Annotated in this window: 13 protein-coding genes; 7 read left to right on the top strand and 6 right to left on the bottom strand. The window is 69.1% G+C overall.

From position 1 onward, the window contains the following. Nucleotides 1–122 precede the first annotated feature (122 nt). The 3 genes from ACZ5KP_RS09870 to ACZ5KP_RS09860 are packed head-to-tail and all read left to right on the top strand — an operon-like array spanning nucleotide 123 to nucleotide 1,827. Nucleotides 123–611: a hypothetical protein gene (locus ACZ5KP_RS09870; protein WP_460923422.1), complete on the top strand. Its 489-nt coding sequence runs from the start codon at nucleotides 123–125 to the stop codon at nucleotides 609–611. 53 nt (nucleotides 612–664) lie between these two features. After that, nucleotides 665–1,165: a DUF7857 domain-containing protein gene (locus ACZ5KP_RS09865; protein ID WP_460921920.1), complete on the top strand. Its 501-nt coding sequence runs from the start codon at nucleotides 665–667 to the stop codon at nucleotides 1,163–1,165. Next, a complete protein-coding gene (locus ACZ5KP_RS09860) occupies nucleotides 1,162–1,827 on the top strand; it encodes a MinD/ParA family ATP-binding protein (protein ID WP_460921921.1) in 666 nt (221 codons plus the stop codon). The genes ACZ5KP_RS09865 and ACZ5KP_RS09860 overlap by 4 nt, the downstream gene beginning before the upstream one ends. Nucleotides 1,828–1,878: 51 nt before the next feature. On the opposite strand, the gene lysA is transcribed toward ACZ5KP_RS09860, so the two are convergent. Beyond that, nucleotides 1,879–3,168, bottom strand: a complete 1,290-nt coding sequence (gene lysA, locus ACZ5KP_RS09855) for a diaminopimelate decarboxylase (protein WP_460921923.1) — start codon at nucleotides 3,166–3,168, stop codon at nucleotides 1,879–1,881. 293 nt (nucleotides 3,169–3,461) lie between these two features. Here lysA and ACZ5KP_RS09850 point away from each other — a divergent pair, with 293 nt between their 5' ends. The 3 genes from ACZ5KP_RS09850 (at nucleotide 3,462) to ACZ5KP_RS09840 (ending at nucleotide 5,410) form a co-directional block, all read left to right on the top strand. Beyond that, the gene (locus ACZ5KP_RS09850; protein ID WP_460921925.1) at nucleotides 3,462–4,592 is read left to right on the top strand and encodes a TSUP family transporter; all 1,131 of its coding nucleotides are present in this window, start codon (nucleotides 3,462–3,464) and stop codon (nucleotides 4,590–4,592) included. A gap of 119 nt (nucleotides 4,593–4,711) precedes the next feature. Next, the gene (locus tag ACZ5KP_RS09845; RefSeq protein ID WP_460921927.1) at nucleotides 4,712–5,173 is read left to right on the top strand and encodes a universal stress protein; all 462 of its coding nucleotides are present in this window, start codon (nucleotides 4,712–4,714) and stop codon (nucleotides 5,171–5,173) included. A 54-nt stretch (nucleotides 5,174–5,227) separates the two neighbouring features. Beyond that, nucleotides 5,228–5,410 (top strand): hypothetical protein, encoded by a 183-nt coding sequence (locus tag ACZ5KP_RS09840; protein WP_460921929.1) that lies wholly within the window; start codon nucleotides 5,228–5,230, stop codon nucleotides 5,408–5,410. A 19-nt stretch (nucleotides 5,411–5,429) separates the two neighbouring features. Here ACZ5KP_RS09840 and ACZ5KP_RS09835 read toward each other — a convergent pair whose 3' ends face one another. The 5 genes from ACZ5KP_RS09835 to dapA all read right to left on the bottom strand — a co-directional run bounded on the left by ACZ5KP_RS09835 (nucleotide 5,430) and on the right by dapA (nucleotide 8,972). Then, nucleotides 5,430–5,819 (bottom strand): PIN domain-containing protein, encoded by a 390-nt coding sequence (locus tag ACZ5KP_RS09835; RefSeq protein ID WP_460921931.1) that lies wholly within the window; start codon nucleotides 5,817–5,819, stop codon nucleotides 5,430–5,432. Then, the gene (locus ACZ5KP_RS09830; RefSeq protein ID WP_460921933.1) at nucleotides 5,816–6,067 is read right to left on the bottom strand and encodes an antitoxin VapB family protein; all 252 of its coding nucleotides are present in this window, start codon (nucleotides 6,065–6,067) and stop codon (nucleotides 5,816–5,818) included. Before ACZ5KP_RS09830 ends, ACZ5KP_RS09835 begins: the two co-directional genes overlap by 4 nt. A 242-nt stretch (nucleotides 6,068–6,309) precedes the next feature. Further along, complete coding sequence (locus tag ACZ5KP_RS09825) at nucleotides 6,310–7,203, bottom strand: 2,3,4,5-tetrahydropyridine-2,6-dicarboxylate N-succinyltransferase (protein ID WP_460921935.1); 894 nt, start codon at nucleotides 7,201–7,203, stop codon at nucleotides 6,310–6,312. A gap of 12 nt (nucleotides 7,204–7,215) precedes the next feature. Beyond that, nucleotides 7,216–7,998 (bottom strand): 4-hydroxy-tetrahydrodipicolinate reductase, encoded by a 783-nt coding sequence (dapB, locus tag ACZ5KP_RS09820; protein WP_460921937.1) that lies wholly within the window; start codon nucleotides 7,996–7,998, stop codon nucleotides 7,216–7,218. Next, nucleotides 7,995–8,972: a 4-hydroxy-tetrahydrodipicolinate synthase gene (gene dapA / locus ACZ5KP_RS09815; RefSeq protein WP_460921939.1), complete on the bottom strand. Its 978-nt coding sequence runs from the start codon at nucleotides 8,970–8,972 to the stop codon at nucleotides 7,995–7,997. Before dapA ends, dapB begins: the two co-directional genes overlap by 4 nt. 494 nt (nucleotides 8,973–9,466) lie before the next feature. On the opposite strand from dapA, the gene ACZ5KP_RS09810 reads away from it, so the two are divergent. Continuing rightward, nucleotides 9,467–11,635 (top strand): hypothetical protein, encoded by a 2,169-nt coding sequence (locus tag ACZ5KP_RS09810; RefSeq protein ID WP_460921941.1) that lies wholly within the window; start codon nucleotides 9,467–9,469, stop codon nucleotides 11,633–11,635. Nucleotides 11,636–11,781: the final 146 nt, after the last annotated feature.

The raw sequence follows: 11,781 nt of genomic DNA, 5'->3' as shown, positions 1-11,781 counted from the left end.
ACTCACCATTATAAAAGCCTTGGCAAAAATCGGGAACGGCACGCAGACGCCGCGCTTCCCGCCGAAAACGGCATTGCGATCGCACCACCAGGGTCGGTATGGCCGCGCCACCGACGCCCGACATCGACGTCACCCCCGACCGGGTCGCCGCGGAGTGCTCCTGGGTGCTCGATCGCTCGACGACCGTCGTCCCGCTCGTCAACGACGTTCGCACCGATCTCGACGACGCCTTCGACACCACCGTCGATCCGATCGACGCTGCGGACTACGAACGAGCCGTCACCGAGACGTTCGCCGACGGCGACCGCGCGGTGAACGTCGCCGCACTCGTCGCGATCCTCCGCGGGCTCGACGTCGAGGACGACTACCCCGGCTTCGTCGTCGACGAGTGGTTGGGGCGGGAGCTCGCCGCCACGATTGCCGGGGAGCAACCGTTCCGGCTGCTCGCGGAGGCGACGTTCCACTACGCGGATATTCGGCACCACGCCGGTGAGAGCGCCGGGATGGACGATCTGGATGCCGCCCTGGCTGCCGGCGTCCAGACCCGGCTTCCCGGGTGGGACTGGACCGAAGGGGAGAGCCCCTTCGGGGTAGATGCAGCGCCGGAGTGAGTCGCCCCTGCAGCCGGCACACTTTCAAGTAGGATTCCGCGGCGAACCCGCCCATGGTCGAACTCGAGTGCACGACGGCACGGCCGGGCGGCGTCACGCTCGTCGCCGTGCGACTCGACAACCGCGTCGAGGCGCCCGGCGTCGATGCGCATCTGGTCCGCCTCGTCTCGGAGATCGACGGGGCGACGTGGCCGCCACGCGTGGAGGGCGTCCCCGCCGCGCCGTGGGACGGCGACGCCGCGTCGGTCGTGGTCCCGACCGGCGCGGTGGGGAGCCTCGGCTTCGCGAGTCCCGAACCGCCCGTCGAGCCACCGGTGACGATCGAATCGGTCGAACCAGCCGACGAAACAGCGCAGGACGGGACTGCCGCCGGTGCGATCGCGACCGCCGGCAGCAGTGGCGATCCGACGGCCAACGACGTCCTGCGCGTGCTCGGTGACCCGACACCGCCGCGGGACGCCGTCGCGCCGACTGCAACGGATGCACGGCCAACTGGAGACGACGCAGACGAGACCGCCGAGATTGGTGAGGAGCCGGCGGGTGCCAGCCCGTGATCCTCGCAGTCGTCGGCGGGAAAGGAGGCGTCGGGAAGTCGACGGTCGCTCTCAACGTCGCGGACGCCCTCGGCGGGGTGGTGGTCGACGCCGACCTCGGGATGGCCGATCTGCCGTACGGGCCCGGTCCGGACCTCCACGACGTGCTCGCCGATCGGGCCGGCGCGATCGAAGCGGTTCGCGAGGGTGGCGAGGCTGCGAGCGGCCCCGGCGTCGACGTCCTGCCGTGCGGACGGACGCTCGCGGGCGCCCGTGCAGCCGATGCGACGGCACTGGTCACAGCCCTGGACACCGTCGACGACCACTATGGCCCGGTCGTCGTCGACTGTCCCGCGGGGATGGCCGCCGACGCCGGACTGCCGCTCTACGCCGCGGACAGCTGCCTGCTCGTGACGACTCCCGACGGCGTCGCCGTCCCCGACGCGCTCCGGACCCGCGCGCTCGCTCGCGTCCTCGACGCCGGCGTCGAGCGCGTGGTGCTCAACCGCGCCCACGATCCGCCGGTCGAGCACGTCGAGCGAACGCTCGGTGCGCCGGTGACGGTCGTGCCCGAACACGAGGCGGTCGATCGCGCCAGGACCGACGGTCGGCCCGTCGGCGCACTCGCGCCCGAGAGCGTCCCGGCGGCGCGGTTTCGCGAACTGGCAGCCGCGTTACGATGAGCGTGGCTGGTCGCTGCAGTCGAAACGAGGCCGGCGACGGACTGCGTCCGCCTACCGTAGCCGCTCGTGGTGCAGCAGATCGTCGTACCCCTCGCGACCGCGGAGCACGGAGACCTCGCCGGCGGCCAGCCCGACCTCCGCAGGCTTGGGCTGGGAGTGGAACTGGTTGGCGAGTTCGATGCCGTAGGCGCCGGTGTTGCCGATCGCGAGGAGGTCGCCCCGCCGGGGCTCGGCGATCGGCCGGTCCGTGCAGAACACGTCCGCGCTGGTACAGAGCGGCCCGCCGACCGAGGCGGGGATCGCGTCGCGATCGGTGGCGTCTGGCCCAGTCACGGCGCTGCCGTTGCCGTAGGCGGAGAGGTTCCGGATCGGGTGATAGGAGTCGAACATCGCCGGCCGGATCATCGTCGCGAGACTGGCGTCGACGCCGACGACGTACGCGTCGGGCGCCTCCTTGATCGTGTTGACCTCGGTCAGCACGAGGCTGGCGTCGGCGACGACGTACCGGCCGGGCTCGGCCTTGAGACGAGCCTCGACGTCCGCGAACGTCTCGTGGAGGTAGTCTGCGACGGCGTCGAGGTCGAGTGGGTCCTCGTCCTCGCGATAGGGGACGCCGAAGCCGCCGCCGACGTCGACGAACTCGAGCGCTCCCGATCCCTGTTCGGCTTCGATCGCCGCCGCGCAGTCGGCGACCCGCGCGAGCGCGCGGCGGTGGGCGTCGAGGTCCTCCTCGGTCAACATGCCGCTGCCGACGTGGGCGTGGAGGCCGACGAGATCGAACCGCTCGGCTGCGTCGGCGGCGACGTCGGGCACGGCCTCGTGCGGGATCCCGAACTTCGCGTCCTTGCCGGTCGCGACCTTCTCGTGGTGGCCGGCACCGATTCCGGGGTTGACGCGGATCGCGAGTCGGCCGTCGAAGCCACGCGCTTCGAGCCGGTCGAGGGTATCCGTCGCGCCGATGGTGACAGTCAGCTTCGGGGCGTCGGTCTCCCAGAAATCGACGACCCAGTCGAGGTCCCTGGCCGGTGGGTTGGTCGCGGTGTACTGGAGAGTGTTCGGATCGGCACCGGCCTCGACTGCACGGTGGAGCTCGCCCGCGGCGGCACACTCGATCGTCGCGCCTTCCTCGAGCAGTCGGGCCATCACGGCCTGGCCGGTGTTGGCCTTCGCGGCGTACATGCACTCGATCCCCTCGAAGGCGTCGTCGATCCGGGCGTAGTTCTCCGCGACCCGATCGAGGTCGGTGACGTACAGCGGCGTGTCGTACTCGTCGGCGAGGGCGGTCAGGGCGTCGTGGTCCCAGTCCGCGAGACGGCGGATCGGGGGCGAGGAATCGGTCATTGGGCTACGAACGGCGGCTTGGCCCAACAAAGGTTCCGTTTCGGCCGAATCGAGGGCTGCGGACCGTACGGCCCCAAAAGGTCTATTGCGGCATGTGTGGGGACCCCACGGGCGGAGTAGCTCACAGGACTTTTCAACGTCGTTTCGCAAGACGCCAGGCAACGAATGGTTCGTACGTTCGACGGCGACCCGCCCGACCGACCGCAACAGCCCCCGCTGGGAGGGATCACCTGAATGCCCGCCCCGCGACGATCCAACCCACGCCCCCGAGCAACGGCCCAGAACTAACATCCATGGCACCAACGTCCTCCGCGGAAGTTCAGAAGTCATTCCTCAAGTACCAGCACTTCTTCGTGTTCGCGGCGCCGGTGCTGTTCGTCGTGCTCGTCGTCGCGGCGGCGCCGACGCCCGCGAACGCGGGGCTGGACTACTGGCTCGAGTACTGGTGGCTCTTCTTTTTCTTCCTGCTGGGCGCGACGATCGTCAACACGGTCGGCATCAGCGGGTCGGCGATGTTCGTCCCGTTCCTGATCTTCATCTTCCCGTTACTCGCGTACGAACTCGAGCCGGAGACGATCGTCAAGGTCGGCCTGATCAGCGAGTCCTTCGGCCTCTCGAGTTCGGCGGTCGCGTTCATCCAGTACGGGCTCGTCGACCGGCGGCTCGGACTGTCCCTCGTCGTCGGGAGCATCCCCTTCGTCGTGGGCGGCGCACTCCTCTCATTCTACATCCCGGAGCCACTGTTCCACGCCGCGCTCGCGGTCGCGTTGCTGGGCGCCGCCTATCTCCTCTACACCGCCGATCTGGCCCACGACGGCCACGAGGGCGAATCGGCGGACGGAGCGGGGTCCGGAGACGCCACGGACGCCCACCAGAGCGCCCCCGACGGCGGCGAGCCGGCGAGCGCTGGCGGCGGCGAGCTGCCCGACGACGACGGCAAGCTCGGCCCTGCCGGCGTCGGCGTCGACGACGAGGGGACGGTTACCCGCGTCGACCGCGAGGGCGACAGCTACAGTTACACCTGGGGCGGCTACCTCGAGCGGTTCGCGAACTACGGCGTCGGCGGCGTGTTCCAGGGCCTCGCCGGCTTCGGGATCGGCGAACTCGGAATCATCTCGATGCTCAGGACGAACGTCCCGGTCCGCGTCGCCATCGGCACGAACCACGTCATCGTGGCGCTGACGGCGGTGCTGGCGTCGCTGGTCCACGTCTTCGCGGGTGGGTTCCTTCCCGGCGCTCACTCGCTGAGCCTGGCGTCGACGCCCTGGAACATGGTGGTGTTCACCGTACCGGCGACGACGCTCGGCGGCCAGATCGCCCCCTACGTCTCGAACGCGCTGGACACCGACACGATCACGATGGGCGTCGCCGGCCTGTTCAGCGTGATCTCCGTCGCGCTGTTCCTGATGGCCGTCGGGATCTGAGCGGGCGTTTCGCCCCGCCAATCTCCGCGCCGAGGACCTCCGCCCATCGCGTCGTGACCGCCACGGTCGGTCCGCAGGACGGCGTTTTTCAGCAAGGAGCCACAACCTCCCGGAGACAGATGTACGACGACGTACTGTTGCCGACGGACGGGAGCGAGGGAACGACCGCCGTCGCGGCCCACGCCGCGAACCTGGCACAGGCCAACGACGCGCTGATCCACGTCCTCTCCGTCGCAGACGCGCGGAACCGGTTCGAGAGCCCGAGCAGCGGCCTCGCCGGGGACGCCTGGGAGGACGCCGAACGCGAGCGCGCAACTGCGGCGATCGACTCGGTCGTCGCGGCGCTGCCCGAAGACGTCCCGATCGAGCGCGAAGTGGTCGCCGGAGTGCCACACGAGGCCATCCTCGATCGGGCACGCGAGGGCGCAGTCGACGCGATCGTGATGGGAACCCACGGCCGGACGGGACTCGATCACTACCTCATCGGCAGCGTCGCCGAACGCGTCGTCCGGCAGTCCCCCGTTCCGGTGATGACGGTCAGGGTCGGCGAGGCGGAGGAGAAAGAGGAGGCGGCGGAGTAACCACGTGAGAGTATCCCGAACTATTATGCATCACACGTGCGAACGTCTAGCAAGATGAGCTATCCCGAGGATCCACGGCCGGGTGATGGGGCGAACGCGTCCGATCCACGGGGCGTCGAGACACAGCCACAGGGCGTCCTGGGGACGCTCGTTCGAGGGTTCAGGCGCCACGTCCGGACCTGGCCCGGACGCTACGTGGAGATGCGGATCGAGGCGCGGACCGAGAAACGAGACTGATCGAAGACGAACGGTCGGCTCAGTAGGAGACGACCTCCAGCGCTTCGATCCGCTCGAAGTGGCTCGTGTTTCGCGTTACCACTGGGAGATCGTAATCTATCGCCGTCGCAGCGATCATGACGTCTGTCTCGTCGACGGGCTGTCCGGAGGCGACGAGTTCGGCGTTGATCTGGCCGGCTCGTTTCGCGCAGGCTCGATCGAACGGGATCTCGTTGATGCCGTCCAGCATCTCTTCGACGACCGCACGCTCTCGTTCGGTCGACTCCGCGAGATAGATCCCCTCGTAGAGTTCCATGACTGTCACGCTCGTCACGAACGGCGGCCCCGAACCGTCCACCTCCCCGAGGAGCTCCTCGACGGTCCCTTCACCACGCAGTACGTCGATCAGGAACGTCGAATCGAGGATCACTTTTCCAGCTCGTCGACGATGCGATCGACGCGTTCACGGTGCGTGTCGGATCTGGCTTCTCGTCGCTTCTCGACGATGCGATCGAGTTCCTCACCCGTATCGTCGTCGAGCACCCCGTAGTACTCCCGCAGGGAGAAATCGTCGCCCGTGAGCCGACGAACGACGTCGCTAAAGCTCTCTCCTTCACGCTTGTGACGCTTCAGCCGGTCGTAGGCGTCGTCGGCGAGTGAGATCGTCTTCGTCCCCATGTCTGTGTATGTGTGCACATACAAATATAAAATTGTGCCAACGAGCGTCTGGCTCAGACGCGGCGCGTCCGGGGCGACTCGATCCATCCTGGACGAACAATCCGCTCACTCCCGCAGCGCGTCCTCCCGCTCCGTCGCCTCCAGCGTCTCACTCCCACCTTTTTCGTCGTCGAGATCGCTCGCGCTGCTCGCGATCCGACTCGAAAAACGTGGGTGAAAAACGCCACTGTCCGGCACTCCACTCACTCCCGCAGCGCGTCCTCGCGCTCGGTCGCCTCCAGCGTCTCTTCCTCGACGTGCGTGGCGACGACGGCTGGCTTGTACGCACTGCCCGGGATCAGGTCCTCGTCGCTGACCGAGGATTCGACGAAGCGCTGGAAGGCGCGGCGTTCCGGCGGCAGTCGGCCGTAGAGCACCTCGTCCTCGACGAGGTCGTAGACGGGAATTCGCGGCGTGAGCAGCGTGTTCTCGCCGACGATCGAGTCGTGGCCGACGACGAACCCGGAGGTCACGCGACAGCCCGCGCCCAGCGAGACACCGTCCTCGATCACGACCGGCGCGTCCTCGACGGGTTCGAGCACGCCGCCGATCAGGGTGTTCGCGCCGAGCTTGACGTTCGCCCCGATCTGGGCAGCGGAGCCGACAGTGTCACAGGAGTCGATCAGGGTGCCGTCGCCGACGTAGGCGCCGATGTTGACGAAGCTCGGGCTCATCATGATGCAGTCGCTGCCGAGATAGCAACCGCGGCGCATGACGGTGCCGTCGGGCGTGTTCCGGGTGCCACGCTCCGCGAGGTCGTCCGTGCGGCGGAGCGGCAGGACGTCGGTGTAGGTGACGTCGCCGTACTCGTGACCGACGTTCTCGCGCAGGCCGAAGTTCAGGAGGACGCCCTGTTTGACCCACTCGACGGCCGCCCACTCGGCGGTCGCGGAGGCGACTTCTGGCTCGTTCTCGCCGTCGCCCACGGAGGCCGCGTCGGCGGGTTCGACGGGCTCGGCGGCGCGGAGTTCGCCAGCTTCGAGCGATTCGAGGAACGCTTCGAGGGTTGCGAGGTCGTCCTCGCTGGCGGTCGCGGCGTCGACTGCGCCGTCCTGGTAGCGGCCCCAGAGGGCCTCGACGTCGGATTGCAGGCTCATGGACGCTCCGAGTCAGCCCCCGGACAAAACGTCCCCGAAGTCGTACCACCCAGCGTCGCGACCGTCGAGCCAGACCGCGGCGTCGACCGCGCCGGCCGCGAAGACGCCGCGATCCTCCGCGCGGTGGGTCAGACGCAGTTCCTCGCCGTTTCCGGCGAGGAGGACCTCGTGGATCCCTGTGATGTCGCCAGCGCGGACCGCGTGGACGCCGACGTCGCCGTCCTCCCGCGGCGCGTGCCCCTCGCGACCGTGGACGCGATCGTCCTCGCTGCCGTCGCGAGCGCCCTCCAGTTCACGCAGGATCGCCTTCGCGGTGCCGCTGGGCGCGTCGCGCTTCCCGTTGTGGTGGGTCTCGATCAGCTCCGCGTCGTACCCCTCCATCGCCGCGGCGGCCTCGCCGACGATCTGCAGGAGCGCCTGCACGCCGCGGGCGAAGTTCGCGGCCTTGAGCAAGGGCGTCCGCTCGCTGGCGTCCCGCAGCGCCGCGGTCTCGGTGCTGTCGAAGCCGGTGGTGCCGACGACGGCGGCGACGCCGGCCTCGGCTGCAGCTTCGACGGCGCCGACGCAGGGCTCGGGAACGGTGAAGTCGATCAGCACGTCGACGTCGCGCTCGGCGAGGAGCGCGGGCAGGTCGTCGGCGTCCGCCAGCTCGACGCCCTCGATCGGCCCGTCCGCTGGCGTCCGGCTCGTCGCAAGGGCAACCTCGACGTCGTCCCGGCCCGTTACCTCGGCGAGCAGCTCCTCGCCCATCCGACCGGTCGCGCCCGTGATCGCGACCCGCGTTGCGTCGGTCATTGGTCGATCGGCGTCGGCGCGAACGTCGCGTTCGCCAGCGATTCCTCGCGCGTCGCTTCCAGTTCGTCGAGCAGCTCGCGAAGTGGCTCGCGGTGCTCCTCGGCGAGCCGCGAGAGCGGCGGCCGGATCGTCGGCTCACAGTGGCCGCGCATCGCGACTGCCTCCTTGACCGGGATCGGGTTCGTCTCCACGAACAGCTCGCGGAACAGCGGGCCGAGCTCGTGGTGGAGTTCCCGAGCCGTGTCGTACTCCGGCGCGCGCTCACCGTTGGCGCCCCCGAGGGCACTGTGGACCATCGCGACGGTGCGTTCGGGCTCGACGTTGGCGGCGACGGAGATGGTCCCGGTCGCGCCGACGGAGCACATCGGCAGCGTGAGCGCGTCGTCGCCCGAGAGGACCGAAAAGTCGTACTCCCGCGTTCGCTCGACGACCTCGGTGACCTGCCCGAGATCGCCGCTGGCGGCCTTGTAGCCCGCGACGTTGGGGTGGTCGGCGAGATTCACGACGGTGTCCGGTTCGACGTTCTGGCCGGTCCGGCTCGGAACGTTGTAGACGATCTGTGGGAGGTCGATCGCGTCGGCGATCTCACGGAAGTGGGCCTCGAGGCCGCGCTGTTCGGGCTTGTTGTAGTACGGCGAGATGAGCAGGAGTGCGTCCGCGCCGACGTCCGCCGCGGCGTGGGAGAGCTCCAGGGCTTCGCGGGTGTTATTGGATCCCGTGCCGGCGATAACGGGGACGTCCTCGACGGCGTCAACGACCGCCTCGACGACGTCGACGTGTTCGTCGTGGGAGAGCGTCGCGCTCTCGCCGGTCGATCCGACCGGGACGAGGCCGTCGACGCCGGCGGCCTCGAGCCGGCGGGCTTCGGATCGAAGCTGGTCGTAGTCGATGCTTCCACCCTCCGCGAACGGCGTGACCATCGCCGGATAGACGCCGCGGAAGGGGTCGTCCGTGGAGTGGGTGTCTGCTGTCATTGGTCGAACGTGGTGTCGTGGGGACGTAAGTCCCCGCGTCTGGGGCTCGGCCTTCGCGTGCGTCGATCGCGGTCGAACCGATCGAGTACGGGCGAAACGGTCGAACCGATCGAGTACGAGCGAAACGGCCGAACCTGGTCGAAACCGTCGGTTCGGAGAATCGAGATCGCCCGGGACGGGTCGCCAGCCTCGCCCCGAGCGTATTACTGGGCGCGTTTGACGGGGCTGCGTTTCCCGGGCGCGTCGCTCGCCGACGAACTGTGATCGCGAGCGGCGAGTGGCTGCATACGTCCACGCCCGGTCGCCGCGTGCTTGAACGTTACGTCGTTTCGCTGCGGAACGGCGTTCCGACGCGTCGATTCCCGGGCGGACCGCCCGGACGACCGGTGGCGGGCGCGGGGGACTGCGGCGCCGGGTACCTGCACCGTGATAAATTTATGCGTCGGCTAACGGTGAAAATTTTTATTGCTGTCGGGATTGTTTGATCCGACTCCATGACACGCGCCCACGCATCGGACCGCGCCGGTCGCGGAGCCGTCTACGAGACGGAGGTGGCGACCGTCAGCGTCCGGCCGCGCGCCAGCGACGGCGGCCGGCAGGCGCTGGAGTACGCGGTCGAGACGGACCATCCAGCACCCGTGCGCGTTCGCGTCCGCCAGCCGATTCCCGACGGGACCGCCATCGACGACCTCGGCTTTCCCGGGGACTGCGGCGAAGACTGGGAGCGCGACGGCGACGCGCTCTGTTTCGAGCGCGAGATCACGCCAGGGACCATCGTCCGGACGGCCTGGGGCATCGAGGGCGACCTCGATCCCGATCTCGAACCACCCACTGTCGAGGCCGACCCGGTGACTTCCGACGCGGGATCGATCGCCGATCTGGCGTCCAAATCCGACGGCGCAGGGGAGTTCGAGGCACGTCCCAGTTCGGGAGCACCGGACGCCGCAGGCGAGCAATCGGAGAGGAACCCGGCCGCTGGCGCTGCTGTGGACGCTCCGGGGGCCGAGGCTGCCCCTGACGACGCTCTCGACGAGGACGCCGCCCCTGGAGACAGCGGTGAGGTCGACGCGGAAGCGGACGCGTCACTGGTGCTCGATCTCGACGATCCGATGGGGGACTCCGACGGCGACGAGCCGCCCGCGGACCAGTCGCCGGACGAACCAGCCGACGCGAGTGACGTCGAACTCGACAGCGTGCCCGATCTTCGGGACCTGTCGGAGCAGACCGCGGAAGCGAGCGAGTCGATCCCATCGTCGGGCGGGGCCGACGGACGCGACGGTGGCGAGGGAATCGAAGCCGTCGAGGAAATCGAACGGACCGAAGAGATCGAAGAGACCGACTCCGGATTGCGATCAGCAGCCGACGCAGACGGCGGGGACGGCAGTGCCAATACCACCAGAACCGGGGCAGACGGCGTCGGGTCGTCGACCGACGAGGACGATAGCGGTAACGCTGCGTCGGAGCGGACGGGCGAGGAGGACGCCGACACGGACGACGACGCGTCCGACGACGCGACGGACTCCGTCGTCCATCAGCTCCTCGAAGAACTCCACGGCGAGGAACTCGAGGAGCGCCACCGCGACGCGCTCGCGGACGCACTCGAGGTCCGGCTCTCTGACTCGACCAACGCGTTCGTCGAGCACGTTCGCGATCGCCAGCAGCGGCGAACCGAGCGACTCCGCGACGACGTCGAGACCCTCGAGGAGAGCGTCGAGGGGCTCTACGGGCTGAAAGCCGACGCCAACGAGGTCGCGACGCTGAAACGAGCGATCACGCGGCTCGACGACGCGAAGGCCAGCGACGGCGACCTCCGGGATCTCCGGGACGAACTGGACGACGTCGCCGAGACGAGTGCGACCCGGGAGACCGTCGACGGGCTCCGCGATGACCACGAGTCCCTGTCCACGTCGGTCGAGGCGCTCGCCGAGGACCTCCAGGCGACCGCTGACGACCTCGACGAACTCGACGAGACCGCTGCGGCCGAGCGGGCGTCGATCCGCTCGGACGTCGACGGCGTCCGGGAATCGCTCGAAGCGCTCGAGGACGACGCGGCGTCGGAGCAGCGAGTCGACACCGTCGCCGACGACGTCGCGACGCTCCGGGACGCGGCCGCGACTGAGGAGGCGCTCGATCGCCTCGAAGACCGCGTCGACGACGTCAAGGCCGAGTCCGCGACGGAGGCCGACCTCGACGCGCTTCGCTCGGAACTGGAGTCCGTCGAGAGCGAACTCGACGAGCGCATCGACCTGCTCGCGGATCGCCACGACGAACTCGCCGCCGAGTCCGCCACCGACGCGGCACTCGAGTCCCTCCGCGAGGAACAGCTCGAACGACACAACGCGACGACCTCCGAGATCCAGTCGCTCCGGGAGACCCTGGAGGCCGAGTACACCAGCGACCAGGAGATCAGCGCCGAGATCGACCGGCGAGTCCACCGCGGGCTCGGCCACCTCGTTGCGTTCGCCGTCGGCGCCGTCGGCCTCGTCGCGAGCGTCGCGCTGGCGGTCGCCGGCTCGCCCGCTGCGGCGGTGACGTTCCTCGGTGGTGCCGGCGTGCTGGGACTCTGGTGGCGAGCGATCGGACCTGGGGCTGCTACGGACGAGGGCCGTTCGTCGGCGAGCAGCGCCGAGCACGGTGGGGAGAGCGACGCGGAAGGAACGTGAGAGAGATAGCGAACGACGAGCGGCAGAGAGACTAGGGAGTGGTTCGGGGATCGCCGCTCCGCGGCTCGTTCGGCCGGCGGTGTGTGCCGATCGGCAACGGTGCTGCCGCCGACCCGTGTCCTTAAGACATCTCGGTGGCTACTTTT

Source organism: Salinarchaeum chitinilyticum (assembly GCF_055390775.1).
This window is presented reverse-complemented; position numbering and strand designations above follow the sequence as displayed.